Below are 26129 nucleotides of genomic sequence, written 5' to 3' on the forward strand. Positions count from 1 at the left end.
TTGTCGCGTCTGCGGCGGCTGATAGGGCGGACGGCATGCAACTGGATCAGCGCGACCTCGACATTCTGCGCGTGCTCTCGACCGAGGGGCGCATCACAAGGCCGCGCTGGCCGACCGGATCGGCCTGTCGCCGACGCCCTGCTGGGACCGGCTAAAGAAGCTGGAGCAGGCGGGGCTGATCGAGGGCTACGGCGCCCGCATCAACCTGCGCAAGCTGGCGCCGCATGTGACGGTGTTTGTCGCGGCGGAAATCGCCGACCACACCGCCGCCAGTTTCCGCGCGTTTGAGGCGGCGATGCAGCGCTATGACGAGGTCACCGCCTGCTGGGCGCTGGGGGGCGGGTTCGACTACCTCTTGCAGATCGTCACCCGCGACATCGACGCCTATCAGCGGCTGATCGACGAGATGCTGGACGCCCGCATCGGCCTCAGCCGCTATTTCACCTATGTGGTGACGAAGCCGGTGAAGGGCGCGGGCGCGCCGCCGCTGGATGTTCTGCTGGGGCAGGGGTGAACCCCGCGCCAAAGCACCTGTCTGGCAGCGGTTTCTTCTGCGGCGCGCCTGAACTTCAGTCACTTCCTCTGCTGCGGACAGGCACACTCCTCTGCAAGACGTGAGGAGGACAATCATGACAGAGACCGCTCTCTCTGCCCGTGCGGACATTGCCGACAAGGCTCTGGTGCGCTCTTTTTCCTACATCGGCGGCAAGTGGCGCGCTGCGGGCAATGGCGAGACCTTTCCGGTCAGCGACCCGGCCGATTGCACCGAACTGGGCCATGTGGCGAGCCTGACGGCAGAGGATTCCTCTGCCGCGGTGGATGCGGCGCAGGCGGCGTTTGCGGGTTGGGCAGGGCTGCTGCCGCAACAGCGCGCGGCCATTCTGCGGCGCTGGTATGAGCTGCAGCTGGAACACAAGGAAGACCTCGCCCGCATCATGGTGCTGGAGCAGGGCAAGCCGCTGTCGGAGGCGCGCGGCGAGATCGACTACGGCGCGGCCTTTGTGGAGTTCTATGCCGAGGAGGCCAAGCGCCCGAATATCGAAGGCGTGACCAGCCATCTGCCGGACGCCGAGGTCGAGCTGTGGCGCGAGCCGGTGGGGGTGGCGGCGCTGATCACGCCGTGGAACTTCCCCTCGGCGATGCTGACCCGCAAGGCTGCCGCCGCGCTGGCCGCGGGCTGCACCGTGGTGGCGCATCCGTCGGGCGAGACGCCGTTCAGCGCGCTGGCGCTGGCGGAGCTGGCAGAGCGCGCGGGCTTTCCGCCGGGGGTGTTCAACGTGGTGACGGGCAAGGCCGCCACCGTGGTGGAGCCCTGGACCGCTGACTCGCGGGTGCGGGCGCTGTCCTTCACCGGCTCCACCGAAGTGGGCAGGCTGTTGTACCGCCAGTCCGCCGGCACCGTGAAGCGGCTGGTGATGGAGCTGGGCGGCCATGCGCCGGTGATCGTCTTCAAGGGCTGCGATCTGGACAAGGCTGTCAGCGAAACCATCAAGGCGAAATTCGCCACCTCCGGGCAGGATTGCCTGGGCGCCAACCGGATTTTTGTAGAACGGGCCGTATATGCCGAGTTCTGCACCAGGTTCACCAAGGCCGCGCAGGCGCTGACCCTCGGCCGGGGGATGGAGGATTGCGACCTCGGCCCGCTGATGAATGAAAAGGCGGTGCAGAAGCAGGAGGCGCATGTGGCGGACGCGCTGGCCAAGGGCGCAACGCTGGCCTGCGGCGGCAGGCGGCATCCGCTGGGGCCGCTTTTCTATGAACCGACGGTGCTGACCGATGTGCCGGCGGAGGCGCTGATCATGTCGGAGGAGACCTTTGGCCCGGTTGCCCCTATCACCCCCTTTGACACCGAGGAGGAGGTGGTGGCGCGCGCCAATGACAGCGAATACGGGCTGGTGGCCTATGTCCACAGCCACGATCCGCGGCGCATCTACCGGCTGAGCCGGGCGCTGCAATACGGCATGGTGGCGGTGAACCGCACCAAGGTGACCGGCGCGCCGATCCCGTTCGGCGGCACCAAACAGTCCGGCCTGGGCCGCGAAGGCGCGCGGCTGGGCATGGAGGAGTTCACCGAGGTCAAATATGTCTGCCGCGACTGGGCGTGACAGACAAAAATCTTCGAAGATTTTTGCCAAGAATTTTTGAAAATTCTTGGCCGCAGAACGCAAATGGAAGGAAAATCCGATGCTGAAGAACGACCAGCTTGACCAGTGGGACCGCGAGAACTTCTTTCACCCCTCCACCCATCTGGCCCAGCACGTCCGCGGCGAAAGCCCGAACCGGGTCATCAGGACCGCCTCCGGCGTGTTCATCGAGGACCGCGACGGCAACAAGCTGCTGGATGCCTTTGCCGGGCTTTACTGCGTGAACGCGGGCTATGGCCGCCAGGAGATTGCCGAGGCCATCGCAGATCAGGCGCGGGAGCTGGCCTATTACCATTCCTATGTCGGGCATGGCACCGAAGCCTCGATCACGCTGGCCAAGATGATCCTGGACCGGGCGCCAGCGAATATGTCCAAGGTCTATTTCGGCCTCGGCGGCTCGGACGCGAATGAGACCAACGTGAAGCTGATCTGGTATTACAACAACATCCTGGGGCGTCCTGAAAAGAAGAAGATCATCTCGCGCTGGCGCGGCTACCACGGGTCCGGGCTGGTTACCGGCTCGCTGACCGGGCTGGAGCTGTTCCACAAGAAGTTCGATCTGCCGGTGGACCAGGTCATTCACACCGAGGCGCCTTACTATTACCGCCGTGCGGATCTGGACCAGAGCGAGGAACAGTTCGTGGCCCATTGCGCCGCCGAGCTGGAAGCGCTGATCGAGCGCGAGGGCGCGGACACCATCGCGGCCTTCATTGGCGAGCCGGTGCTGGGCACCGGCGGCATCGTGCCGCCGCCTGCGGGGTACTGGGAGGCCATTCAGGCCGTGCTGAGGAAGCATGACATTCTGCTGGTAGCCGATGAGGTTGTCACCGGCTTCGGGCGTCTCGGCTCCATGTTCGGCTCGGACCATTACGGGATCGAGGCGGATATCATCACCATCGCCAAGGGCCTCACCTCGGCCTATGCGCCGCTCAGTGGCTCTATCGTCTCGGACAAGGTGTGGAAGGTGCTGGAGCAGGGCACCGACGAGAACGGCCCTATCGGCCACGGCTGGACCTATTCGGCGCACCCGATCGGGGCGGCGGCGGGGGTTGCGAACCTCAAGCTGATCGATGAGCTGAACCTTGTCAGCAATGCCGGTGAGGTGGGGGCCTATTTGAATGCCACCATGGCAGAGGCGCTGGCGGGCCATGCCCATGTGGGCGACGTGCGCGGCGAGGGGATGCTGTGCGCGGTGGAGTTCGTGAAGGATAAGGAGAGCCGCACGTTCTTTGATGCCGCCGACAAGATCGGGCCGCAGATCTCGGCCAAGCTGCTGGAGCAGGACAAGGTGATCGCGCGGGCCATGCCGCAGGGCGATATCCTGGGCTTTGCGCCGCCGTTCTGCCTGACGCGGGCCGAGGCCGATCAGGTGGTTGCGGCCACCGTGCGGGCGGTCGGGGCCGTGCTGGGCTGACCCTGCCGCAACAGGGCTGCGTCCCGGCTTGCGCCGGGGCGCGGATCAGCTGCCGAGCAGCCGGGCGCTGGTGTCCTCTGCCGTGTCGCCCTCTGCCATGCGGGCAAAGGCCTGGCGCCAGCCCTCGGCCAGTTCGGGCAGCTGCGCCAGCGCCGCAGCTTCCTGCGGTGTGGCCTTGCGGCTGAGGCGGAGGCGGGTGACGCGTCCGACGCTCCAGTCCGGGTGCAGGCGTTCGATCAGGGTGATGGCGCTGCCGGCTTCGGCCTGGCCCGTTTCAAGAACGCGATAGTACCAGCCGGTGCGGCCGGTTTTCTGGAACAGATAGGCCATCTTGGGGTTGCCGGTGTGCTGGCTGACCTTCCAGCAGGGCTGGCGGCCCTGGCTGATCTGCACCACCGCCGTGCCCAGCCGCAGGATGTCGCCGATGCAGAGATTAGTCTCTGTCATCCCCAGCGCCGCGATGTTTTCGCCAAAGGCGGCGGGGACGGTGCCCTCCGGAATCTGGCCCTCGGCGATCCACTGCGGATAGTGGTCCGAGGGATACTGGTGGATCGCCTTGTCCGGGCCGCCGTGGTTTTGCGGATCGGCCTGGGCGTCGCCGGTGAAGCCCAGTTCGGTGATCTGCTGCAGACCGTCCGCGCGGGTCTTGGCGATGGCGGAGGGCGGGCGGCCGGGCCAGCGCTCGGCGACCGAGCCGAGGAACAGCCCGGCGATGCGGGACGCGGGGGGCGTTGGGGTCATGCGGGCACCTGTTCGTGGCAGATCTTGCGGGTGTCTTCGGGCGACAGCGGCTCCGCCAGCAGGCGGCAGAAGCCGCCCGGGCCGTCCGGCGCGAAATGCTTGCAGGCGCGGCAAAGGCCGAAGGGCTGGCCTCCGTTCTGTGCAATCATGCGGCCCAGGATCTGTTCCAGTGCCGCCTGCAGCGCGGTCCGGTCCGCCGGGGGCAGGGCCGCCGCGGCGTCTGCCAGGGCACGGGGCAGGGCGGTGGCCTGCTCGCCCTGTGCGGTCAGGGCAAAGCGGATCACCCGCTTGTCGGTGTCGGAGCGCTCCTCCTCCACATAGCCCTTCTGCGCCAGTGCCTTGAGCGTTTGCGAGACGGTGCCGCGGGTGCTGCCAAGATAGGCGGCCACGTGCGAGGGGCTGCGGGAAAACCGGTTGGCGCGGGAGAGATAGTCCAGCGCGGCCCGCTGCGCCGGGTTCAGCTCTGCCGCCCAGCTTTCGCCGGCGTCGAGGCGGGCGAGGCGGCTGATCAGCTCGGGGATGCGGGCGGTCTGGTCCATCCGCAATAGATAGCGAGTCGAAATGAATTGCGCAAGCCGCCCGGCGCAGGCGCGGCCCGGCGGCGCCTGCCGGAAAGGTTGAGGCAGATCATTTCCGCGCCGCAGCCGCCTGTGGCAGTATCGCCGCGAAAGGAGGGCGGCTGTGGCGGATCCCGTCTTTACCATGAAGGGTGTGACCAAGGTCTATGACACCGGCGGCGCCAAGGTGCATGCGCTGGCGGGTGTCGATCTGGAGCTGCCCGGCGGCGAGCTGGCGGTGCTGCTTGGCCCCTCCGGCAGCGGCAAGTCGACGCTGCTGAATATCCTGGGCGGGCTGGATCATGTGACGGACGGGCGGGTCTGGTTCCGCGATCTGGAGCTGACGGCGATGCGGGACCGGGAGCTGACCCGCTACCGGCGCGACCATGTCGGCTTCATCTTTCAGTTCTACAATCTGGTGCCCAGCCTGACCGCGCGCGAGAACGTGCAGCTGGTCACGGATGTGGCGCGCGATCCGATGCCTGCCGCCGAGGCGCTGGAGCTGGTGGGGCTGGGCCACCGGATGGACCACTTCCCGGCGGAGATGTCGGGCGGCGAGCAGCAGCGGGTGGCGATTGCCCGCGCCATTGCCAAGCGCCCCGGGGTGCTGCTGTGCGACGAGCCGACCGGCGCGCTGGACAGCAAGACCGGCATTCAGGTGCTGGAGGCGCTGCACCAGATCAACCGCGATTTCGGCACCGCAACGGTGGTGATCACCCACAACGCCGACATCCAGAAGATCGCCCACCGGGTGATCTACTTCCAGGACGGGCGGATCAGCCGCATCCAGGAAAACACCACGCGGCTGGCGCCCGCCGACATCAGCTGGTGAGCCATGCAGGCACTGGACCGGAAGCTGCTGCGGGATTTCAAACGGCTCTGGGTGCAGGCGCTGGCGATTGCCATGGTGCTGGCCTGCGGGGTGGCGATCCTGCTGACGGCGGTGGGCATGTATCAGGCGCTGCAGGGCACGCAGGAGGCCTATTACGGGCGCAACCGCTTTGCCGATGTCTTTGCCATGGCGCGCCGCGCGCCGGTCAGCCTGCTGCCGGAGATTGCCGCGGTGGAGGGGGTTCTGGCGCTGGAGGCGCGGGTCAGCGGCTATGCCAACCTCGACATGCCGGGACGGGCCAAGGGCGCGGTGGGGCGCATCCTGTCGCTGCCGGAGAGCGGCCCGCCGCAGCTGAACCTGCCGGTGCTGCGCAGCGGCCACTGGCCGCAGCTGCCGGGGGAGGTTGCAGTGAACGCGCCCTTCGCGCTGGCTAACGGGCTGCAGCCGGGGGATCATTTCCGGGCCAATCTGAACGGCCAGCAGCGGCGGCTGACGGTGACCGGCACCGCGCTGTCGCCGGAGTTCATCTATACGCTGGGCCCGGGCGCGCTGATGCCCGATAACCTGTCCTTTGGCATCATCTGGATGCGGCGGGAGGAGGCGGAGGCCGCCTATGACATGGCGGGCGCCTTCAATGACCTGACGCTGAAGACCGCGCGCGGGGTGCAGGAAGAGGAGGTGATCGCGCGGCTGGATCAGCTGCTGGAGCCCTATGGCGGACAGGGCGCCGTGGGGCGGGCGCAGCACGGCTCGCACGCGATTGTCGATGCGGAGATCAGCCAGATGAAGGGCACCGCGATGGTGCTGCCGCCGATCTTTTTTGGCATCTCGGCATTTCTGGTCAGCATGGTGATGGGCCGGATCGTGGCGCTGGAGCGCAGCGAGATCGGCCTGCTGAAGGCGGTGGGCTATTCCGATGCGGAGGTCTGCCTGCACTATCTGATGCTGGCGGCGCTGGTGGCGCTGGCGGGGATTGCGATCGGCTGGGCCGCGGGCACCTGGCTGGCGCAGCTGCTGGCCCGCCAGTATGCCTTCTACTTTGACTTTCCGTTCCTGATCTACCGGGTGTCGCCCTGGGCCTATGCGCTGTCGGCGCTGGCGGCGCTGCTGACCACCACCGCAGGGGCGGCGCGCGCGGCGCTGCGGGCGGCGCGGCTGGCGCCGGCGGTGGCGATGCAGCCGCCCGCGCCGCCGCGGTTCAAGCATTCGGCGGCGGACCGGCTGATGCGGCAGCTGCGGCTGTCACAGCCTGCCGTCATGATCCTGCGCAGCCTGCTGCGCTGGCCCTTGCGCAGCGCGATGACCGGGCTGGGGCTGGCGCTGGCGGTGGCATCTGTGGTGGCCTCGTCCTTCTTTGCGGATGCGCTGGACGAGATCATGGACACGGCGTTTTACCAGAGCAACCGGCAGGATGCGGTGGTGATGTTCACCGAGGATCAGCCGGAAAGCGTGCTGGAGGAGATCCGCGCCCTGCCCGGTGTTCTGCAGGCGGAGGGGCAGCAGTATGCGGCGGCCATCCTGCGGCACGGGCCGCGGATGAAGCGGGTGACGATCGAGGCGCGGGTGCCGGACCCGGATCTAAGCCGGGTGGTGGCCAGCGACGGCAGTGTGGCAAACGCGGGCCCCGGCGGCATCCTGCTGAGCGAGCGGCTGGCGGAGCAGCTGGGCGCGGTGCCCGGAACGCTGGTGGAGGTGCAGTTCACCAGCGGCCGGCGCGAGACCCGGCAGCTGCCGGTGACGGGCACGGTCAAGCAGTATTTCGGGCTGGGCGCCTATATGGATCATGCCAGCCTGAACGCGTTGTTCCGGCAGGCGCCGCAGTATTCGGCTGCCAGCATTGCCATCGACCCCAGCCGGCAGGACGCGCTGTTCACCCGTCTCAAGGCGCTGCCCGCAGTGGCCGGGGTGCCTGTGATGACCGACATGCGCCGGTCGTTCCGGGAGGTCATCGCGCAGCAGGTGATTGTGATGAACATGGTCTACATCACCATTGCGGTGCTGATCACCATCGGCGTTGCCTACAATGGCGCCCGCATCCAGCTGTCGGAACGTGCCCGCGAGCTGGCCAGCCTGCGCATCCTGGGGTTCTCGCGCCGCGAGGTCTCCTTCATCCTGGCGGGGGAGATGATGCTGCTGGCGCTCCTGGCGCAGCCGCCGGGCTGGCTGATCGGTGCGGCGATCGCGCGGCTGGCGGTGGAGAACTTTTCCAGCGACGTTTACACGATACCGCTGGTACTGGAGCCTGCGGCCTTTGCCAGCGCCAGCCTGATCGTGCTGGCGGCGGCGCTGTGCTCGGTGCTGATCGTGCGGCGGCGGCTGGACCGGATGGACCTTGTGGCGGTGATGAAAACCAGGGAGTGAGAGATGATTGCGAACCTGCGCAGCCTGCTTTTGTACGTGACCGGCGGCGGTGTGCTGGCGGCGCTGCTCTATGTGGCGCTGCGGGAGGAGCCGGCCGCGGTGGACCTGCATGAGGTGACGCGCGGCCGGATGGAGATCACCATTGACGCCGATGGCGAAACCCGGGTCCGCGACCTGTTCGAGGTGGCGGCGCCGATTGCGGGCACCGCGCGCCGCTCGCCGGTGCGGGCGGGGGACCGGGTGACAGCGGGCGAAACCCTGGTCGCCATTGTCGAGCCTGCCCGGCCGCATCTGCTGGATGCGCGCACCCGGGCGCAGGCGCAGGCAACGCTGCAGGAGGCGCAGGCGGCGCTGCATGTGGCGCGCGCCGATCTGCAGAAGGCCATCGAGGACCGCATTCTGGCGCAAAGCCAGTTTGAGCGGGTGAAGGCGCTGGCGGAGCGCAATGTCGCCTCGCTGACGCGGCTGGAGGACGCCACCCAGCGGCTGGCGGTGGCCGCCGCCGGGGAGGAGGCGGCGAGCGCAAGGGTGGACATGTCGCAAAGCACCCTGGCGCGGGCGCAGGCGGCGCTGATCCTGCCCGAAGCGGGGGCGGAAGTGCCGGACAGCTGCTGCATCCGCATCACCGCGCCGGCGGACGGGGTGGTGCTGTCTGTGGTCACCATCAGCGAACGCCCGGTGCTGCCCGGCGATCTGCTGGTCACCATCGGCGATCCGCAGGATCTGGAGCTGGTGGCCGATCTCTTGTCCTCGGACGCGGTGCGGCTGGCGCCGGGCGCCCGCGCCAGCATCGAACGCTGGGGCGGGCCTGGGCCGCTGGAGGCGGTGCTGGACCGGATCGAGCCGGTGGCGCGCACCAAGGTTTCGGCGCTCGGGATCGAGGAGCAGCGGGTGGATGTGTTCTTTGACCTGGTGACGCCGAAGGCGCAGCGCACCAGCCTAGGCGAGGGGTTTTCGGTCTTTGCCCGCATCATCGAGTGGGAGGCGGAGGACGTGCTGCGGATCCCGGTCAGCGCGCTGTTCCGGGACGGCGGCGGCTGGGCGGCCTTTGTGGCGGCGGACGGGCGCGCCGCGGTGCGGCCGCTGACGCTGGGGCGGCGCAACGGCCAGGTGGCTGAGGTTCTGGAGGGGCTGGAGCCGGGCGAGCGGGTGATCCTGCACCCAGGCGAGGCGGTCGCGGACGGGGTTCTGATCACCGAGCGCTGAGGGCGGCTGCCGGGCGACACATAGCTTTACCATTTGCGGCAGACCCTTTCCTTTTTCCGTGTCTCCTACATCCCCGTTCGCGCCTCCTGTTCCGCCAGTGGCGAAGCTTTCCCTGATTTTGACTTCGAAAGACCTCGTGTCTTCCGGAGGGCAAAGCAGGGTGGGCGCAGCCCGGACTGCGGCCGGACGGTGATCTGACACCCGCGAAATGACAGGATGCGCCGGAGCGGTGAAATCGGGAGGGGGCCGCGCCTGGCGCGGGAGGAACCGGATTTCTCCGTGGAGGCTGAGGCGCGAGCTGCATCAGAAGCCGTGTTCAGATTGCCGGCCGGATGGCAGGCGGACCAATCAAACGGAAAATGCCAGGCGCGTTATAGAGCGGAGCGGAGGCGCGGCTGACATCTTTGCAAGCGATCGCGGTCTCGTCCGCGATCACTTTCGAAATTCGGCAGAAAGGCCAGGAGGAAAGCAGACGGTGAGATCTTCAGCAGCCGCAAGGCAGTCCAGCGGAAGTTTATCGACTTGGCGAACGAGATCCGCGGGCTGTTCCGTATCTTCGGGCATCGATTGCCGCCGCGGGCAGATCAGGCATCCTTTGACGAGCGGGTGCGCCCAATCATTGATGCAGACCCAGATACGGCTTCGCTGTGTGGAGACTGCGCCGCATCGGGCCAGCCAGCCGCACGTCAAACAGGGGGGGGTCAATTTTGGATGCCTACAGGGGGTCAAAGTTCCGTGCCGATTGACACCCGGGCGTGGAGCAGGTTGGCGAACAGGTGCTCGTTCAGTCCTCCCGCCATGCCCAGACATCAGCACCGCGCTGACACCTGAACCTTACCGGCGGTTTGAATGGCCGTTGTCCGGTTGTTTGTTCTTTGGGAAGCGCCGCAGAGTATTGGGCCGGTCTGAGCCCAAATTACTGAATACAGCGCGAGATATGAACTGGCAGGAAACACGCAATGCCGCCTTTGGCCGAAGTAGTACCGACCCAAGCCAGACATCAACACCCACGGGTTTTCGGAAATGCAACTTCTGCAAAGTGGACATCTTCGAAGTTTCCGTTGCAGAGGTTTTTTTCATTATGACAGGCGTTTGGTCACCAATATTGCGCCTGGGAATCTCGCTTTTACTGCCCCTTTGCAAAAGATGGCGGCCCACCCGTGCTTACTGTTCAGAAGTATCCCGGGAAGAAGGCGCGGGCGGTGGTTTGGCAGATTTCCACCGCATTTCCCCTGCTGAATTCATCGGGGTGGGCGTGAAAGTCGGTCCACAACCCTTCCAGCAGTGACATGATAGCCATCGCGACTTTCTCGGGATCACCCTGGGTGCCGCAAGCCTTACACAGCACATGGCAGCAGTTGCGCACATGGTCATGCAGGTCGGTTCCGCGGGTTTCGGTATAGCCGGTTCCAAGCGCCTGCAATTCAGGTTCCGCGCGGAAAGCAAAGGTCAGCCGGGCGCTGCGCTTGTTCAGAACTGCTTCCGAAAAATCCGTTTCAAACAGCGCTTGAAGGCGGGCTGCGGCATGTTCCGGGGTGCTCACCTCTTCTGGTGCTTGGCTGGTGAAGTTCTGCCACGCCGCATTGTACTCCCGCGTCATGTGTATCGCGAGTTCGCGAATCAAGTTGTCTTTCGACTGGAAATGCAGGTTGATCATGCCGCGCGACAGGCCGGATTCCTCCTGGATACGGCTGATTGTTGCGCCGCTCACGCCGTGCCGCAGGATCACGCTGGCAGTGGCGTCCAGCAGGACCTCCCGGTGCAGGTCCTTGTCCACCTTCCGCTTTTTCCTTGTATCTTCGGCACTTGTCATTTGCCCGCCCCCTCATTCTCCCGACTGGCCCGCTGCCTTTCCAGCACCTTGCCCGCGATTGCAACAGATTTCCATCGACAATGAACGATCATTCACTTACGTCTAATGTATGAACGTACATTCATGAAAACAGCAACTCCGGACAGAGGGCCGAGATGACCAAACTTGGAAACGACTTCGAAAACTTCAAAACCTGGGACAAGGAGAATTACTTCCATCCGTGGGAAGGGCTGGAAGTTCAGGGCGCCGGAAAAGCCGACAGGACGTTCAGCGAGTATGCCGAAGGCATCTATGTTTACGACGAGCACGGCAACAAGGTGATCGACGGCCCCGGCGGCATGTGGTGCATGCAGCTGGGCTACGGTAACGCCGAGATTGCTGATGCGATGGCGGCACAAGCCCGCAAGATGGCCTATTGCTCGCCCTTCAGCGAGGCCACGTCGGTAAGCGCCGAATTTGCCCACGCGATTGCCGAACGGGCGCCGGGCGACCTCAACCGGGTCTATTTCACCACCGGCGGCTCCACTGCGGTTGATACCGCCATCCGCTTTGTCCACTTCCGCAACAACCTGCTGGGCAAGCCCGCCAAGAAGCGGATCATCACCCGCGCGCACGCCTACCACGGCGGCACGTATCTGACCGCCTCGCTCAGCGGCAAGCCGAGCGAGCGCCAGTGGTTCGACACCGATCAGGTCCTTCCCCATTTCCTGCCGGATGTGAACGCCTTCCGCCGTCCCGCAGGCATGAGCATCGAAGCCTTCCTGGACGAAAAAGTGGCGGACCTGGAAAACGCCATCCTGGAGCTGGGCGCGGACAATGCCGCCGCTTTCATTGCCGAACCGGTGCTGGGCTCCGGCGGCGTGATCGTGCCGCCCGCGGGCTACCACAAGCGCTGCCTGGAGGTCTGCCGCAAACATGATGTTCTGTACATCTCCGACGAGGTCGTCACCGGATTTGGCCGCCTTGGCCACTGGTTCGCCTCCGAAGAGCTGTTCGGCATCACCCCGGACATCATCACCTGCGCCAAGGGGCTGACCTCGGGCTATGCGCCGATGGGGGCGGCGATCTTCTCGGACCGGCTGTTCAAGGACATCGAGGGCGATGTTTCCAAGGATGTCTATTTCACCAGCGGCTACACCTATTCCGGCCATCCGGTCTGCGCCGCCGCGGGCCTCAAGAACATCGAGATCTTCGAGCGCGACGGCATTCTGGAGCATGTCCGCAAGGTGACGCCGCACTTCCAGAAGCGCCTGCATCAGATGCTGGAGCTGCCGCTGATCGTGGATGTGCGCGGCATGGGGCTGGTGGGCTGCATCGAATGCTCGCTGACCCGTGAGGGCCAAGCCAGCGCCGGGATCGACGCCACCATCGGCGCGGTGATCGACGCCCGCTGCCAGGAACTGGGCCTGATGGTCCGCCCCTATGGCAACATGGCGATCTTCTCGCCGCCGCTGGTGATCACCGAAGCGCAGATCGACGACATGTTCGACATGCTGACCGAAGGCGTCCAGCGCGCCACCCGGGAGTTGCTGGAACAGGGGCTCGAACTGGAACAGGAGCGGGCCTAAGGCCCGCATCCCAAAAGAGAAGCAAACAGAAACCCAACACGGGAGGGAACCATGAAATCCAAGCTGAGAACTGGCCTGATGGCCGGAACAGCCGCCATCTGGGGCGCCGCCGCGGCGGCTGAGGGTGAACTGGTGATCTACAACTGGAGCGACTATCTAGATCCAGCGATCATCGAGGCGTTCGAGGTTGAGACCGGGATCGACGTCACCTATGACACCTATGATTCAAACGCGATGCTGGAAACCAAGGTTCTGGCGGGCAGCTCCGGCTATGACATCATCGTTCCCTCCTCCACCGGCACCGCGCGGCTGATCTCGGCCGGGGTGCTGCAGAAGATCGACAAATCCAAGATCCCCAACCTGCAGCACGTCTGGCCCAAGATCGCCGGACTGATCGAAACCTTCGATCCCGGCAACGAATACCTGGTGCCCTACAACTGGTGGACATTCGGCATTGCCTATAACACCGGCAAGCTTGCAGAGCGGCTGGGCGACGACCACCCCAGGTCCTGGGATCTGCTGTTTGACCCGGAGATCTCAGGCAAGCTGGCCGATTGCAGCGTGATGATCGTGGACTCGCCCATAGACGTGATCGGCGCCGCGCTGATCGACATGGGGCAGGACCCGAACACCAGCAACAAGGATCAGATCACCGCCGCCGGGGCGCATATCGGTGCGATCCGGGGCAACATCGCCCAGATTTCCACTGACGCCATGATCGGCGCGCTGTCCGATGGCGATGCCTGCCTCGGCCTGACCTGGAGCGGCGACGCCTATTGGGCCGCCGATGGCGCCAAGGAGGCCAACAATGGCGTTAATCTGGAATACATCATTCCGGAAGAAGGCACGCTGCTGGACTTTGACGGCCTCGCCATCCTGGCCGATGCCAGGAACGTGGAAGAGGCCCATGCCTTCCTGAACTACCTGCTGCAGCCTTCGGTGTCGGCGCAGAACGCCAACTTCATCCGCTACGGCAGTGCCAACCTCACCGCCCAGGCAGAAATCGACCCGGAGCTGACCGGCAATCCCGCCGTCTATCCGACCGAGGCGACCATGGAGATGCTGACCACCCCGGTGCTGCAAGACCGCAAGACGGAGCGTCTATACACCCGCACCTGGTCCAAGGTCCGCACCGGCCAATGAGCTTTGGCGCGGCTTCAAGGCCGCACCTGTCTTGCCTGCCGCGGCGCCCGCTCATGCAGCGGCAGGCACCTGCAACAGGGGAACCTGCAACAATGAATTTCCATGATCCGGCCAGTACCGCCGCCCAGGCCGAACCCGTCAGTGCGCTGACGCCGGACCGCACCCCCTTGATCCGCTTCGAGAATGTGACCAAGACCTTTGGCAGCTTCACCGCGATCTCGGACCTGAACCTGGACATCCAGGAGCGCGAGTTCTTCTCGCTTCTCGGCCCCTCCGGCTGCGGCAAGACCACAATGATGCGGCTGCTGGCCGGGTTTGAGGAAGTGACCTCGGGCCGCATCCTCTTGGACGGTCAGGACCTGACCGGCATCCCCGCCAACCGGCGCCCGGTGAACATGATGTTCCAGTCTTACGCGTTGTTTCCGCATATGTCGGTGGCCAAGAACATCGGCTTTGGCCTGAAACAGGAGCGCTGGAAGAAAAGTGATATCCAGGACCGCGTCGACGAGATGCTGGCACTGGTGCAACTCGAAGACTTCGCGGACCGCAAGCCGCACCAGCTGTCCGGCGGGCAGATGCAGCGGGTGGCGCTGGCACGCTCGCTGGCTAAAAAACCCAAGGTTCTGCTGCTGGACGAGCCGCTGGGCGCGCTCGACAAGAAACTGCGCGAAGAGACCCAGTTCCAGCTGATGGACGTGCAGGACCGGCTGGGCCTCACCTTCATCATCGTGACCCACGATCAGGACGAGGCGATGACCGTTTCCTCCCGCATCGCGGTGATGAAGGCGGGCAAGCTGCTGCAAACCGACACGCCCGCACGGATTTATGAACACCCGGCCTCAAGCTATGTCGCTGATTTCATTGGCAACGTGAACCTGATCAACGTCGAGCTTGCGGGCATGGACGGCGAGCTGGCACTGGCCCGCTGGGACAGCGGAACCCGGCTGGCAATCCGCCCGCAGCCCGAGGATGTGCTGACACCCGGCGCCCGCAAGACGCTGGTGCTGCGCCCCGAGAAGATCCACGTCACCAAGGACCAGCCAGCAGAAGCCCCCAACGTGAACAGGTTTGAGGGCACGGTGGAGGAAATCTCCTATACCGGCAGCGCCTCCACCTTCCTGGTGCGGCTCGACGGCGGCCAGCTGATCCGCGCGCAAGAGGCCAACCGGCTCCTGACCTCGCGCCGTGAAATTGACTGGAACAACCGGGTCTGGCTCAGCTGGCGCGCGGGCGCTTGCGTGCTGGTCGACGCGTGAGGGCCGGACCATGAGCACATCCGCCCCGCGCCGCCTGCTAATCCTTCTGCCCTATCTGTGGCTGGGGCTATTCTTCCTGGTGCCCTTCCTGATCGTCATCAAGATCGCACTGTCGGACTCGGTCACGGCCAGCCCGCCCTATGCCCCCACCTTCAGCCTTGATGAGGGGCTGGCAGGCCTGCGCGCGGCCTTCGCGGCGCTGGACTTCGAGAACTTCCTCTGGCTGGCCGAGGACGGCATCTACCTCAAGGCCTATCTCAACAGCGTGAAGGTCGCCGCCATTGCAACTCTGCTTTGCCTGATGATCGGCTATCCGGTGGCCTATGCCATGGCGAAGGCACCGCAAGAGTGGCGCAAGACGCTGCTGCTGCTGGTGATCCTGCCGTTCTGGACCAGCTTCCTTATCCGCATTTACGCCTGGATCGGCATCCTCAAGAACGAGGGTTTCCTGAACCTCACCCTGATGAAGCTCGGCCTCATTGATCAGCCGCTGGCGATCATGCACACCGAAATCGCGGTCTATGTCGGCATCGTCTATTCCTACCTGCCGTTCATGATACTGCCGCTTTATGCCTCGCTGGAACGGATCGACGGCCGGCTCCTGGAAGCCGCCGAAGACCTCGGCTGCGGTGCCTTTGCCGCCTTCCGCCAGATCACCCTGCCGCTGTCGCTGCCGGGAGTGGTTGCGGGCTGCTTCCTGGTCTTCATCCCGGCGATCGGCGAATTTGTGATCCCCGACCTCTTGGGCGGCTCCGGCACGCTGATGATCGGCAAGACCCTGTGGCTCGAGTTCTTCTCCAACCGCGACTGGGGCGTGGCGGCGGCGGTGGCCATCGTGCTGCTGACCATCCTGATCGTGCCTATCGTGCTGTTCCAGCGCCATCAGCAGAAACATCAGGAGGAACTGGGATGATCCGCCGCTTCAACATGTTCAACCTGACCTCGCTGACCTTTGGCTTGGCCTTCCTCTACCTGCCGCTCTTGCTGGTGGTGATCTACTCCTTCAACGACTCCCGCCTGGTCGCCGTCTGGGGCGGCTTCAGCACCAAATGGTACGGCATCGTGCTGAACAACGAGGCTTATCTGGCGGCCGCCTGGATCACCCTGCGCATCGCCTTTGTCTCGGCCACGCTGGCCACGGTGCTGGGCACGCTCAGCGCAGTTGTCATGGTGCGTATGGGCCGCTTTCCGGGCCGCACGCTGTTCTCCGGCATGATCTATGCGCCCTTGGTGATGCCCGAGGTGGTGACCGGCCTGTCGCTCCTCTTGCTGTTCGTCGCCATCGGCCTCGACCGCGGCTTCTGGACCATCACCATAGCCCACGCGACCTTTGCCATGTGCTATGCCTCGGTGGTGGTCTCTTCCCGGCTGGCCAGCTTCGACCGGTCGCTGGAGGATGCGGCGCTGGATCTGGGCTGCACGCCGTTCTCGGCCTTCCGCCAAGTGACGTTGCCAGTGATCGCGCCCGCGGTGATCTCGGCCTGGCTGCTCTCTTTCACTCTGTCGCTCGACGACCTGGTGATCGCCACCTTCACCTCCGGCCCCGGCTCCACCACCCTGCCGATGAAGCTCTATTCCTCGGTCCGGCTGGGCGTCTCGCCCGAGATCAATGCGCTCTCGTCCATGCTGATCGGCATCGTCACCCTTGGCGTCATCGCCGCCTCGCTGACCAACCGGCGGCAGGAGCGGCGCCGGCAGCAGGACCACCGCGCGGCCGCCGCCGCCGCATGACTCGCTCTCAAACCTCAATGGATACGGCAATGCAGTACAACATGTCCCAGTTCTACATCGGCGGCCGCTGGACCGCCCCCCGCGGCAGCGCCTCGGCGGAGGTGATCAACCCGGCCACCGAACAGTCCCTTGGCCGCCTGGCGCTTGGCAGCGAAGCAGGCGTTGATGCCGCCGTGGCCGCAGCCAAGGCCGCGCTGCCCGGCTTTGCCGCCACCAGCCGCAAGGACCGCATTGCGCTCCTTGAACACGTGCTGGAGGTCTACACCGCCCGCGTGGATGATTTCGCAAAAGCCATCTCGCTGGAAATGGGCGCCCCGATCACCATGTCGCGCGAGATGCAGGCGCAGGTCGGCATCGACCATCTGGAGGCCATCATTGCCGATCTGAAGGCGCTCGATTTCGAGGAAACCCTGCCCAACGGCGACACGCTAGTGCGGATGCCGACTGGTGTCTGCGGGCTGATCACCCCCTGGAACTGGCCGATCAACCAGATCGTGCTGAAGGTCGGCCCTGCCCTGGCCGCCGGCTGCACAATGGTGCTGAAACCCTCCGAGCTGACACCGCTGTCGGCGATCCTCTATACCGAGGTGCTGCACGAGGCCGGCGTGCCCGCGGGCGTTTTCAACCTGGTCCACGGCGAAGGCCCGGTGGCAGGTGCTGCGCTGTCACGCCACCCGGATGTCGCCCTGATGTCCTTCACCGGCTCCACCCGCGGCGGTGTTGCGGTAACCCGCGATGCAGCGGAAACCGTCAAGAAGGTTGCATTGGAGCTTGGCGGCAAATCCCCGAACCTGGTGTTTGCCGACTGCGATCTGGACACCGCCATCTCCGAAGGGTGGAGGCCTGTTTCATCAACACCGGCCAAAGCTGCGACGCCGCCACCCGGATGCTGGTCGAGCGCAGCGTCTATGGCCGCGCGGTCGAGCTGGCGCAGGCAAAATGCGCGCAATTGACCGTCGGCGACCCGGTGGAGCCTGGCGATCACATGGGGCCGCTGTCCAACGCGCAGCAGTATGCCCGCGTGCAGGAGATGATCGAGGCGGGCATCGCCGAAGGCGCGCGGCTGGTGGCCGGCGGGCCGGGCAGGCCGGAAGGGTTCGAGACCGGCTATTATGCCCGACCCACCATCTTTGCCGATGCGGACAACGCCATGCGTATCGCGCAGGAGGAGATTTTCGGCCCGGTGCTGGTGATGATCCCCTTCGACAGCGAAGAGGAGGCCATCGCGATCGCCAATGACACACCCTACGGCCTGTCAGCCTACGTGCAGACCGGCGACAGCGCCCGTGCGGCGCGGGTTGCCCGTGCGTTGCAATCCGGCATGGTCAATGTGAATGGCGCCTTCCTTGCTGCGGGCTCCCCCTTCGGTGGGGTCAAGATGTCGGGGATCGGGCGCGAGGGCGGCCGCGAAGGCATTCTCGAATTCCTCGAAACCAAGGTGATTGCAGCACCCTGACGGGGCTGCCGGAACGGACCAGCGCCATGAAAACCCTCCGCCGCATCTACAACGCCCACGCCTATGACACCAAGGCCCCCGTGGGCAGCTACTGGAACGCCACGCTGCCCGCTGCCCCTGCCTATCCGGCGCTGGACGGCGACCGGCGCACGGGCGTGGCCATCATCGGCGCGGGCTACACCGGCCTCAGTGCCGCGCTGCATCTGGCCCGTGACCATGGCGAGGCGCCGCTGGTGATCGACGCCGCCCAGCCCGGCTGGGGCGCCTCGGGGCGCAATGCCGGCTTTTGCGGTTTCGGCGGCGCCAAGCTGGGCGACAGCGCCATCATCGGCCGTTTCGGCGAGGAGGATCTGCGAGCCTTCTACAGCGCCCAGAAAGAGGCCATCGCACTGGTTCGCGATCTGACTTCCACCGGCGGCATCGCGGCCGATGTGCAGGAAGACGGCGAATACTGCCTTGCCCACAATGCCCGCGCGGCCCGCGCCCTGCCGGAGATGGCGGCAGGTCTCGGCCGCTATGCCGGGGTGAACTGCCAGGTGCTTTCAGCTGAGGAAATGCGCCAGGCGGGCCTGAATAGCGGCAGGTTCCACGGCGGGTTTCTGCTGCCCCTAGGCTTTGGCCTGAACCCGGGCAAATACGCGGCCGGCCTGGCCCGCCTGGCACAGCAGGCCGGCGCCGTGATCCACGGCCATACCCCGGCGCTGTCGGTGCAGGAGCAGCCCGGCGGCACCTATATCATTGAAACACCGTCGGGCCGCATCACAGCGGACCGGCTGATCATCGCCAGCAATGGCTACAGCAGCGACAACCTGCCGGACTGGCTGCGCGGGCGCTATTTGCCGGTGGTCTCGCATATCATGGTGACTCGGCCGCTGACGGAGGTAGAGAAACAGGCCCAGGGCTGGACCACCCGCCGCATCGCCTATGACACCCGCAACTTGCTGCACTACTTCCGCCTGCTGCCGGACAACCGGGTGCTGTTCGGGATGCGCGGCACCAGCAACATCACCCCCGGCTCCACGCAGCGGATGCAGCGCCAGATCCGCCGCAACTTTGAGACGATGTTCCCGGCTCTGGCACATGCGGAAACCGCGCATCACTGGAGCGGTCTGGTCTGCCTGACCCGCGGCCTGACGCCTTATGCCGGTCAGATCGGAGACTGGCAGCGCGCCTGGACCGGGTTCGGCTATCACGGCGGAGGAGTGGCCCTGGCAACCTATACCGGGCGGTTGCTGGCAGGGCTTGCGGCCGGTAGGCCCTGCAGCTCCCCCATGCCTCAGCTTATGCAGGACAAACCTGCAGCCTTCCCCATCCCAAGGTTGCGCCGCCATTGCCTGCCCCTAGCGTACACCTGCTACGGTGTCATGGATCTGCATTAGGAGGTTTCAGTTTCCCTCAATTGACAATGCTCCCCAACCCTTGAGGCAACGAGCCAAGTAAAACCGGCGCTCAGTTCTTGTTTCGCCTCAAATTGTTAAGTCTGTCGAACACTGGCTTCAGGAGCGGCGGTGCGGAGAGCTGCATGAATTGTTGACCGCACAGAGCATCGCAACCATTGCTTATTACGAATGTCCGCTCAGACAGCTGTCCACCAGTGCATTTGCGATTTCAGCGAATGACATGGTGTGTTTGCGGCGGCCGCTCTCCCAGGGCGAACGAGGTCCGATAAGATCGGCCTCAGCAAAAACCAGCCGTGAAGGAGAACGACCATGTTGCATTATGTTGGTCTGGACGTGTCCGTCAAATCCGTGTCGATCTGTGTTGTCGATGAAGATGGCGAGGTGCTGGCGCGCGGCGAAACCAGTTCGGATCCGAACGAGATTGCATCGTTTATTTTCGAACATTCCGCCAAGCCCGAGCGGGTGGTGCATGAGAGTGGCATCCTGGCCATCTGGCTCACCCGCGAGCTGGAGAAACGCGGCCTTCCGATCATCTGCATTGATGCCCGCCTGGCGCACAAGGCGCTGTCTTGGCGGATCAACAAGTCCGATACCGGTGATGCCGAAGGGCTGGCGCATCTGGCCCGCACCGGCTGGTTCAGCCGGGTTCACATCAGAAGCGAGGCGTCGGAGCGGGTTCGCGTGCTCATTGGCGCACGGGAGCGCCTGATCAGGATGCGCAAGGACCTTGAAGCGCATGTTCGAGGCGTGCTGAAGGTTTTTGGGGTCTGCATGGGTTCAGTAGGCCGTGCAAACCTGCGGCAGGGCTTCCGCGACCAACTCGCCGGGGCAGGCCAGACCGACCCGGCGCTCGGCGTGATGGCTGACATGTTCATTCCGATCCACAGAACCCTGTGCGCGGCCGCGGAAGCGATGGATGAAGATCTCAGGCTCATCGCACGCGAAAGCGGCCTTGCCCGCCGCCTCATGACCGTCCCGGGGGTTGGGCCTGTCGTCGCGCTGTCCTTTATCGCTACCCTCGACAATGCGGAGCGTTTCCGGAGATCGAGGGACGTCGGCGCCTTTCTCGGCCTCACGCCGCGGCGGCACCAATCTGGAGACATGGACTGGTCCGGCCGGATATCAAAATGCGGAGATCGTGATCTGCGAAGACTGCTCTACTCCGCGGCCACCACCTTAATCACCCAGGTCAGAAAGCCATCACAGCTGCGCGCTTGGGCCAAGAGGCTGCAAGATCGGAAGGGCTTCAAGAAAGCCGCAGTGGCGGCATCCCGAAAGCTCGCTGTCGTCATGATGTGCATCTGGCGCGACCAGACAGTCTTTGAACCGGGAAAGGAACTTATCACCTGACAACCAACTGAGATCCCGCCCACAAGAGACAGGGCGGGTTCAGTGTCCTTCGGGACGGCGGCGGATCAAGCCAGTCAAAAGCGGCTGAAGGAGCGTGACGCTCACTTCGCGAATGACATTCTGGCTGGTCAGCTCCCGGACGCCATCAGGAAGCGGAAACACCGACTTCGTAGAGAACCAGGACCCCGAACGGCAATAGAACCCGCACTTGACGATCCCGCAAACAGAGAGCCGCTTTCCGCCCTTCCTATGGATTGCCGCAGGCAAAATGCGCAGTTCGCCGCCTTTGAAGCAGTTCGCAGCGAATTTTCACTTTGGCCGGTGCTGCGCGAGTTCGTGATTTCAGAATTGGACCTGTCGCGGGATTGTGCCGCTCCTTTGACCACGTATCGTGTCGCAAAGGCGAACACAGATGGCATCACGGCCGACCGAGGAATTCCGCGACAGGTCCAGGCTTTCGCTGCCCGGGACATGAAAGTCTGCTTCCGTCGATGGAAAACCTATGGGTCGCAACAGGAAAGACTGGTGCGAGCGTGAGTTCTCCGCTGGCACAAAATCAAAGGCTTGGCGGAGCCTTGATGGAAAACTATGCGGCGCCGCACAGCGGCAACGGCTTGACCTCGCTCAAGGCGGCGGGGGCCCGCTTGGCGGATCATGGGGCCATGAAAGCGGAACACGGGCACAGCAGGGAAGAGATCGCCCGCCGCCTGCAAGGCAGCAGGAAGGAGGGGCGGCTGCGGGATGCGGTTTACGGCGGCATCGACGGCGCGGTGACGACCTTTGCCATTGCGGCGGGGGTCGAGGGGGCGGGGTTTAACTCGTCAGTGATCATCGCGCTGGGGATTGCCAATGTGCTGGCGGACGGCTTTTCGATGGCCGCCGCCAATTACCTGGGGACCAAGGCGGATCTGGACGACCGGCGGCGGCTGTACCGGGTGGAGCAAAGCCATATCCGCGACTATCCGGAGGGCGAGCGCGAGGAGCTGCGCCAGATTCTGCAGGAGCTGGGCCTGAGCGGCGGGGTGCTGGAGGGCGCGGTGAAGGCGGTGGCGGCCAAGCCCGAGAAGTGGATTTCGCTGATGCTGGCCAGCGAATACGGGCTGGGGCCTGCGGAGCCCAACCCGGTGGCGGCGGCGCTGACCACGTTTCTGGCCTTCATGCTGGCCGGGATCGTGCCGCTGCTGCCGTTCATCCTGGGACTGCCGGACCCGTTCCTGCTGGCCTCGGCGGCGACGGGGCTGGTGTTTTTTGCCATCGGCGCCAGCAAAAGCATCTGGTCGCTGTCGCCCTGGTGGATTTCGGGGCTGGAAACGCTGCTGATCGGCTCCTGCGCGGCGGCGCTGGCCTATGGCGCGGGCAGCCTGTTCCGGGGTTGAGCCGGATCAATGGGGGATCGGCGCGGCAGCGCTATTAATTGCGGCAGGAGGGGGGAGTTTCATGTTCTCAAACGCAGTCAGGATCGCGCGGCTGCAGGGGTTTGACATCAAGGTCGACCCCAGCTGGCTGCTGATCGCGGCGCTGATCACCTGGAGCCTGGCCACGCAGTTCTTTCCGATGTCCTATCCCGGGGCGGGGCAGGCGGTTTACCTGCTGCTGGCGGTTCTGGCGATGCTCGGCTTCTTTGCCTCGCTGATCCTGCACGAGATGTCGCATTCCGTGGTGGCGCGGCGGTTCGGGGTGGAGATCAAGGGCATCACCCTGTTCATCTTCGGCGGCGTGGCAGAGCTGGGCTCGGAACCCAAGACCGCCGTCAGCGAATTCTGGATTGCCATCGCCGGGCCGCTGATGAGCTTTGCGCTGGCCTTTGGCTTCTGGCTGCTGGCGCAGATCGGCTGGGCGCTGGTGCCGGGCGGGGCGCTGAACCCGGTGCTGGGCTATCTGGCGCTGATCAACCTGGTGCTGGCGGTGTTCAACCTGGTGCCGGCCTTTCCGCTGGACGGCGGCCGCATCCTGCGGGCCTGGCTGTGGAGCCGCAGCCGCGACCTGCTGGCGGCGACCCGGACCGCCACCCGGATCAGCAGCTATTTTGCCTATGCGCTTATTCTCTACGGGCTGCTTGGGTTGTTCTCCGGCAATCCGGTGGCGGCGCTGTGGCAGGTGCTGATCGGGGTCTTTGTGCTGTCGGCGGCCAAGGGCACCTATGCCCATCAGCTGCAAACCGCCGCCTTCAAGGGCAAGACCGTGGCCGACCTGATGACCCGCGATCCGGTGACCGTGGGCCCGGAGATCAGCCTGCAGGCGCTGGCGAACCAAGTGCTGCTGCCCGAGCGCAAGAGCTTTGTGCCGGTGGTGCAGCAGGGCGTGCTGCTGGGCTGCACCGACACCCAGGACCTAGCGCGGGTGCCGCAGGAGCGGTGGGCGCAGACTCCGGTGGAGGAGGTCTATCAGCCGCCCGACGGCAGCAACTCGGTCGCGCCTCAGATGCAGGCCGATGCGCTGATGCGGAAGATCTCGGAGACCGGGCGGCGCAAGTTTCTGGTCACCGACAAGGGCCGCCTGCTGGGGGTGATCACCCTGACGGACCTTACCGGATACATAGCCTTGCTGCAGGAGGTGCGGCGGATGGGCGGCAAGGGGGAGAACACATGACACGGATACTGATCATTCAGGGCCACCCGGACAGCAGCCAGGCGCATTTCTGCCACGCGCTGGCGCAGAGCTATGCCAAGGGCGCCAGGGACGCGGGCCATGAAGTGGAGGTCATCGAGGTGGCCGCCAGCGGCGTTACCTGCCTGCGCAGCCGCGCAGAATGGCAAGCGGAAGAACTGCCGGACTATGTTGCCCGCGGCCAGCAGGCGGTGGCAGCAGCGGATCACCTGGTGTTTGTCTATCCGCTGTGGCTGGGCACCATGCCCGCGCTGCTGAAGGCCTGGCTGGAACAGGTGTTCCGCGAGCAGTTCGCCTTTACCGTCGGAGATAAGGGCTGGCACCCCAAGCTGAAGGGGAAGAGCGCGCGGATCATCGTCACCATGGGGATGCCGTCCGCTTTCTACCGCTGGTTCTACTTTGCCCATTCGCTGCGCAGTTTCGAACGCAACATCCTGAAGTTCTGCGGCATCAGGCCGGTCCGCTGGACGGTTTGCGGCATGGTCGACGACAAGCGGGCGGAAAGGCGGGTGGCCTATCTGGCGGAGGCCGCAAGCGACGGGGCCGCGGCCCGCTGAGCGGGCGTCACCGCTTGCGCTGCGCCTTGCCGGCCGCCGGGGCGGTGCGGCCCAGATAGGCGAACCAGTAGGCAAAGGCGACCCCGCCGGCGCCGCCCGCGATATTGCCCAGCGTCACCCAGAACAGATTGGCCGCAGCGGCATGGAGGGAAACATCGGCACCGGCGGCCCAGCCCTGCGGGAAGAAGAACATGTTGGCCACCGAATGCTCCAGCCCCAGGAGCACAAAGGCGGTGATCGGCCAGAGCACCGCAAGGATCTTGCCCGCCGCCGTGCGGGCCGCGAAGGAGAGCCAGACCGCCAGGCACACCAGCCCGTTGCACAGGGCGCCGCGCAGAAAGGCCTCCACCGGGGAAAGGGCGGATTTCGCCTCGGCGATACGGGCGGCGGTGGCGCCCGCCGGGCCGTCCAGCAGGCCGGTGAAGGCAAAGGCGGCGGCGAGGCCTGCGGCGCCTGCAAGGTTGCCGGCATAGACGATGGCCCAGCTGCGCCACAGCCGCCTGAGCCGGATCTTGCGGTCCACCGCGGCGATCACCATCAGCACGTTGCCGGTGAACAGCTCGGCGCCGCCCACCACCACCAGAATGAGGCCCAGCGAGAACACCGCGCCGCCCAGCACCCGCACCGGGCCTGACGCGCTGTCCGCGCCGGTCATCGCAGTGGTATAGGCGGCGGCGCCAAAGCCGATGAAGGCGCCCGCCAGCATCGCCAGCACAAACATCTGCGGCAGCGGCAGCCGCGCCTTGGCAACGCCGGCGGTTTCCACCAGTGCGGCGATTTCAGCGGGTTTATAGGCATTGAACGCGGCGGGGTCCGTCATCGGCTGCTCCCTTGCGGCTGGGCGGCGGCTGCGGGTCAATGGGCAAACAGGACCGGCAGGGCGGTCTGCTCCAGCAGGCTGCGGGTGGTGCCGCCGAACACCGCCTGGCGCAGGCGGGAATGGCCGTAGGCGCCCATCACCGCCAGATCCGCGCCGGCCTCGCGCGCGCGGTCCTGAATGGCGGAGCCGGTATCGCGGCCGCCGCTGGGAAATTGCGACAGGGTGACGGTGCAGCCGTGGTGGCTGAGCCAGGCGGCCATGTCCGCGCCGGGGTCCTCGCCGTCGCGCGTGTCGCTCATGTCCGGGTCGAAGCAGCCGATCACCACCTCTTCCGCGACCTTGAAATAGGGCAGGGCGGCATGGGCCGCGCGGGCGGCGGACAGGCTGCTGTTCCAGGCCAGGAAGATGCGTTTGCGCGGGGCCAGGGGGCTGCCGTTCACCATCAGCGGCACCGGCGCGCCGAACAGGATGCCGTGCACCGCATCGCGGAACACCTCCGGATCCTCGCGCAGGCCGTCCGCGGCCTCGGCAATGTCGCAGGAAAGCGCCCGGCGGGCGGCCAGCAGCCGGATGTCCGCGTCGCTGCCGGTCGCATACTGCACGTCGCCCGCGGTGTTGCTGCGCGACAGCAGCGCCTCCACCTCTGCCGCGCGGGCGGCCTGGGCGGTGCGGCAGCTTTGCAGGGTTTCCAGCCATTCATCCGGCACCGCCATCACGCCGTAGGCAGAGGCGCCATAGGCGAAATGGGGCATGCCGGGCAGCGTCCTGAGCAGCAGGCAGGCCAGATGCGCCTGCTGTTCGCGGGCGGCCTCGGCGGCGGCGGTGATGGCGGTGTCGCTGGTGCTGCTGCTGATTGCAAAGAGCAACGTTCTGCGGTGCATGGCGGGCCTCCTCTCCGGTCAGCGCGGCAGACGCCGGATGTGCCGCTTCGACCATTAAACCAGTCCCTGCGGCGGATGCCCATGATCCTGATCAATGCGTCCGGGCGCGGTCAGTTGCGGCAGATCTCAAGGCAGGCGCGCAGGCCGCGGCGGCCGTCCTCGAAGTAGAGCCGCCCGCCGTGCTGTTCGGCAACGGTGGCCGCAATCGTCAGCCCCAGCCCGAAGCCGTCGATGGCCCGCGTGTTATCGCCGCGGCGGAACGGGGCGATCACCTCCGTGATTTCGGCGGCGG

General features: G+C 65.5%; 21 protein-coding genes and 2 pseudogenes. 17 read left to right on the forward strand and 6 right to left on the reverse strand.

What is annotated here, in order from left to right:
• Positions 1-35 precede the first annotated feature (35 nt).
• From R2C4_RS20395 to R2C4_RS20405, 3 genes and pseudogenes are all read left to right on the forward strand, one after another.
• A pseudogene (locus R2C4_RS20395) lies at positions 36-514 on the forward strand (Lrp/AsnC family transcriptional regulator).
• Between the two features lie 115 nt (positions 515-629).
• Positions 630-2105 (forward strand): NAD-dependent succinate-semialdehyde dehydrogenase, encoded by a 1476-nt coding sequence (locus R2C4_RS20400; RefSeq protein WP_141892162.1) that lies wholly within the window; start codon positions 630-632, stop codon positions 2103-2105.
• 79 nt (positions 2106-2184) lie between these two features.
• On the forward strand, positions 2185-3558 hold the full coding sequence (locus tag R2C4_RS20405; protein ID WP_141892163.1) for an aspartate aminotransferase family protein: 1374 nt from the start codon (positions 2185-2187) through the stop codon (positions 3556-3558).
• 45 nt (positions 3559-3603) lie between these two features.
• Here the strand turns inward: R2C4_RS20405 and R2C4_RS20410 are convergent, their stop codons facing one another.
• Together R2C4_RS20410 and R2C4_RS20415 are read right to left on the reverse strand one after the other, a co-directional pair.
• A complete protein-coding gene (locus R2C4_RS20410; RefSeq protein WP_141892164.1) occupies positions 3604-4299 on the reverse strand; it encodes an MOSC domain-containing protein in 696 nt (231 codons plus the stop codon).
• Entirely contained in the window at positions 4296-4838 is a 543-nt protein-coding gene (locus R2C4_RS20415) for a MarR family winged helix-turn-helix transcriptional regulator (protein WP_141892165.1), read from the reverse strand. The genes R2C4_RS20410 and R2C4_RS20415 overlap by 4 nt, the downstream gene beginning before the upstream one ends.
• Before the next feature lie 142 nt (positions 4839-4980).
• On the opposite strand from R2C4_RS20415, the gene R2C4_RS20420 reads away from it, so the two are divergent.
• From R2C4_RS20420 to R2C4_RS20430, 3 genes are read left to right on the forward strand one after another with little or no spacing between them, the layout of a single operon-like run.
• Complete coding sequence (locus R2C4_RS20420; protein WP_008558589.1) at positions 4981-5688, forward strand: ABC transporter ATP-binding protein; 708 nt, start codon at positions 4981-4983, stop codon at positions 5686-5688.
• Between the two features lie 3 nt (positions 5689-5691).
• On the forward strand, positions 5692-8049 hold the full coding sequence (locus R2C4_RS20425; RefSeq protein ID WP_141892166.1) for an ABC transporter permease: 2358 nt from the start codon (positions 5692-5694) through the stop codon (positions 8047-8049).
• Between the two features lie 3 nt (positions 8050-8052).
• A complete protein-coding gene (locus R2C4_RS20430; RefSeq protein ID WP_141892167.1) occupies positions 8053-9255 on the forward strand; it encodes an efflux RND transporter periplasmic adaptor subunit in 1203 nt (400 codons plus the stop codon).
• 1171 nt (positions 9256-10426) lie between these two features.
• Here R2C4_RS20430 and R2C4_RS20440 read toward each other — a convergent pair.
• The gene (locus R2C4_RS20440; protein ID WP_158509257.1) at positions 10427-11032 is read right to left on the reverse strand and encodes a TetR/AcrR family transcriptional regulator; all 606 of its coding nucleotides are present in this window, start codon (positions 11030-11032) and stop codon (positions 10427-10429) included.
• A gap of 191 nt (positions 11033-11223) precedes the next feature.
• Between R2C4_RS20440 and R2C4_RS20445 the strand changes: the two genes are divergently transcribed.
• The 11 genes and pseudogenes from R2C4_RS20445 to R2C4_RS20495 all read left to right on the forward strand — a co-directional run bounded on the left by R2C4_RS20445 (position 11224) and on the right by R2C4_RS20495 (position 24136).
• The gene (locus R2C4_RS20445; protein ID WP_141892168.1) at positions 11224-12636 is read left to right on the forward strand and encodes an aminotransferase; all 1413 of its coding nucleotides are present in this window, start codon (positions 11224-11226) and stop codon (positions 12634-12636) included.
• Between the two features lie 51 nt (positions 12637-12687).
• Entirely contained in the window at positions 12688-13779 is a 1092-nt protein-coding gene (locus R2C4_RS20450) for an extracellular solute-binding protein (RefSeq protein WP_141892169.1), read from the forward strand.
• A 92-nt stretch (positions 13780-13871) separates the two neighbouring features.
• Complete coding sequence (locus R2C4_RS20455) at positions 13872-15035, forward strand: ABC transporter ATP-binding protein (RefSeq protein WP_141892170.1); 1164 nt, start codon at positions 13872-13874, stop codon at positions 15033-15035.
• Between the two features lie 10 nt (positions 15036-15045).
• Positions 15046-15948, forward strand: a complete 903-nt coding sequence (locus tag R2C4_RS20460; RefSeq protein WP_141892171.1) for an ABC transporter permease subunit — start codon at positions 15046-15048, stop codon at positions 15946-15948.
• Positions 15945-16766, forward strand: a complete 822-nt coding sequence (locus R2C4_RS20465; RefSeq protein ID WP_141892172.1) for an ABC transporter permease — start codon at positions 15945-15947, stop codon at positions 16764-16766. Before R2C4_RS20460 ends, R2C4_RS20465 begins: the two co-directional genes overlap by 4 nt.
• 29 nt (positions 16767-16795) lie before the next feature.
• Positions 16796-18222 (forward strand): annotated as a pseudogene (locus tag R2C4_RS20470) (aldehyde dehydrogenase family protein).
• Positions 18223-18248: 26 nt separating this feature from the next.
• Positions 18249-19601 carry an NAD(P)/FAD-dependent oxidoreductase gene (locus R2C4_RS20475; RefSeq protein WP_141892173.1) on the forward strand — a complete coding sequence of 451 codons (1353 nt, stop codon included), beginning with the start codon at positions 18249-18251 and terminating at the stop codon, positions 19599-19601.
• Between the two features lie 330 nt (positions 19602-19931).
• Complete coding sequence (locus R2C4_RS20480) at positions 19932-20972, forward strand: IS110 family RNA-guided transposase (protein ID WP_141891960.1); 1041 nt, start codon at positions 19932-19934, stop codon at positions 20970-20972.
• Between the two features lie 662 nt (positions 20973-21634).
• Positions 21635-22348 (forward strand): VIT1/CCC1 transporter family protein, encoded by a 714-nt coding sequence (locus R2C4_RS20485; protein WP_141892177.1) that lies wholly within the window; start codon positions 21635-21637, stop codon positions 22346-22348.
• A gap of 61 nt (positions 22349-22409) precedes the next feature.
• The gene (locus R2C4_RS20490) at positions 22410-23561 is read left to right on the forward strand and encodes a site-2 protease family protein (RefSeq protein WP_058285646.1); all 1152 of its coding nucleotides are present in this window, start codon (positions 22410-22412) and stop codon (positions 23559-23561) included.
• Positions 23558-24136, forward strand: a complete 579-nt coding sequence (locus R2C4_RS20495) for an NAD(P)H-dependent oxidoreductase (RefSeq protein ID WP_141892174.1) — start codon at positions 23558-23560, stop codon at positions 24134-24136. Before R2C4_RS20490 ends, R2C4_RS20495 begins: the two co-directional genes overlap by 4 nt.
• Positions 24137-24143: 7 nt before the next feature.
• On the opposite strand, the gene R2C4_RS20500 is transcribed toward R2C4_RS20495, so the two are convergent.
• From R2C4_RS20500 to R2C4_RS20510, 3 genes are all read right to left on the reverse strand, one after another.
• Entirely contained in the window at positions 24144-24956 is an 813-nt protein-coding gene (locus tag R2C4_RS20500) for a formate/nitrite transporter family protein (RefSeq protein WP_141892175.1), read from the reverse strand.
• A gap of 35 nt (positions 24957-24991) precedes the next feature.
• Positions 24992-25837, reverse strand: coding sequence for a universal stress protein (locus R2C4_RS20505; RefSeq protein WP_141892176.1), 846 nt, complete (start codon positions 25835-25837; stop codon positions 24992-24994).
• A 110-nt stretch (positions 25838-25947) separates the two neighbouring features.
• The coding region (locus R2C4_RS20510; RefSeq protein WP_338034739.1) for an ATP-binding protein at positions 25948-26129 on the reverse strand (182 nt) is incomplete at its 5' end.

This window comes from Leisingera aquaemixtae (assembly GCF_006740765.1).
GTDB classification, from domain to species: domain Bacteria; phylum Pseudomonadota; class Alphaproteobacteria; order Rhodobacterales; family Rhodobacteraceae; genus Leisingera; species Leisingera aquaemixtae.

Coding starts and splice junctions, on each gene's coding strand:
- R2C4_RS20480 (WP_141891960.1), top strand. CDS start 19,932: ATGTTGCATTATGTTGGTCTGGACGTGTCCGTCAAATCCGTGTCGATC.
- R2C4_RS20410 (WP_141892164.1), bottom strand. CDS start 4,299: ATGACCCCAACGCCCCCCGCGTCCCGCATCGCCGGGCTGTTCCTCGGC.
- R2C4_RS20460 (WP_141892171.1), top strand. CDS start 15,046: ATGAGCACATCCGCCCCGCGCCGCCTGCTAATCCTTCTGCCCTATCTG.
- R2C4_RS20485 (WP_141892177.1), top strand. CDS start 21,635: ATGAAAGCGGAACACGGGCACAGCAGGGAAGAGATCGCCCGCCGCCTG.
- R2C4_RS20450 (WP_141892169.1), top strand. CDS start 12,688: ATGAAATCCAAGCTGAGAACTGGCCTGATGGCCGGAACAGCCGCCATC.
- R2C4_RS20445 (WP_141892168.1), top strand. CDS start 11,224: ATGACCAAACTTGGAAACGACTTCGAAAACTTCAAAACCTGGGACAAG.
- R2C4_RS20465 (WP_141892172.1), top strand. CDS start 15,945: ATGATCCGCCGCTTCAACATGTTCAACCTGACCTCGCTGACCTTTGGC.
- R2C4_RS20430 (WP_141892167.1), top strand. CDS start 8,053: ATGATTGCGAACCTGCGCAGCCTGCTTTTGTACGTGACCGGCGGCGGT.
- R2C4_RS20475 (WP_141892173.1), top strand. CDS start 18,249: ATGAAAACCCTCCGCCGCATCTACAACGCCCACGCCTATGACACCAAG.
- R2C4_RS20405 (WP_141892163.1), top strand. CDS start 2,185: ATGCTGAAGAACGACCAGCTTGACCAGTGGGACCGCGAGAACTTCTTT.
- R2C4_RS20490 (WP_058285646.1), top strand. CDS start 22,410: ATGTTCTCAAACGCAGTCAGGATCGCGCGGCTGCAGGGGTTTGACATC.
- R2C4_RS20495 (WP_141892174.1), top strand. CDS start 23,558: ATGACACGGATACTGATCATTCAGGGCCACCCGGACAGCAGCCAGGCG.
- R2C4_RS20400 (WP_141892162.1), top strand. CDS start 630: ATGACAGAGACCGCTCTCTCTGCCCGTGCGGACATTGCCGACAAGGCT.
- R2C4_RS20455 (WP_141892170.1), top strand. CDS start 13,872: ATGAATTTCCATGATCCGGCCAGTACCGCCGCCCAGGCCGAACCCGTC.
- R2C4_RS20425 (WP_141892166.1), top strand. CDS start 5,692: ATGCAGGCACTGGACCGGAAGCTGCTGCGGGATTTCAAACGGCTCTGG.
- R2C4_RS20500 (WP_141892175.1), bottom strand. CDS start 24,956: ATGACGGACCCCGCCGCGTTCAATGCCTATAAACCCGCTGAAATCGCC.
- R2C4_RS20505 (WP_141892176.1), bottom strand. CDS start 25,837: ATGCACCGCAGAACGTTGCTCTTTGCAATCAGCAGCAGCACCAGCGAC.
- R2C4_RS20415 (WP_141892165.1), bottom strand. CDS start 4,838: ATGGACCAGACCGCCCGCATCCCCGAGCTGATCAGCCGCCTCGCCCGC.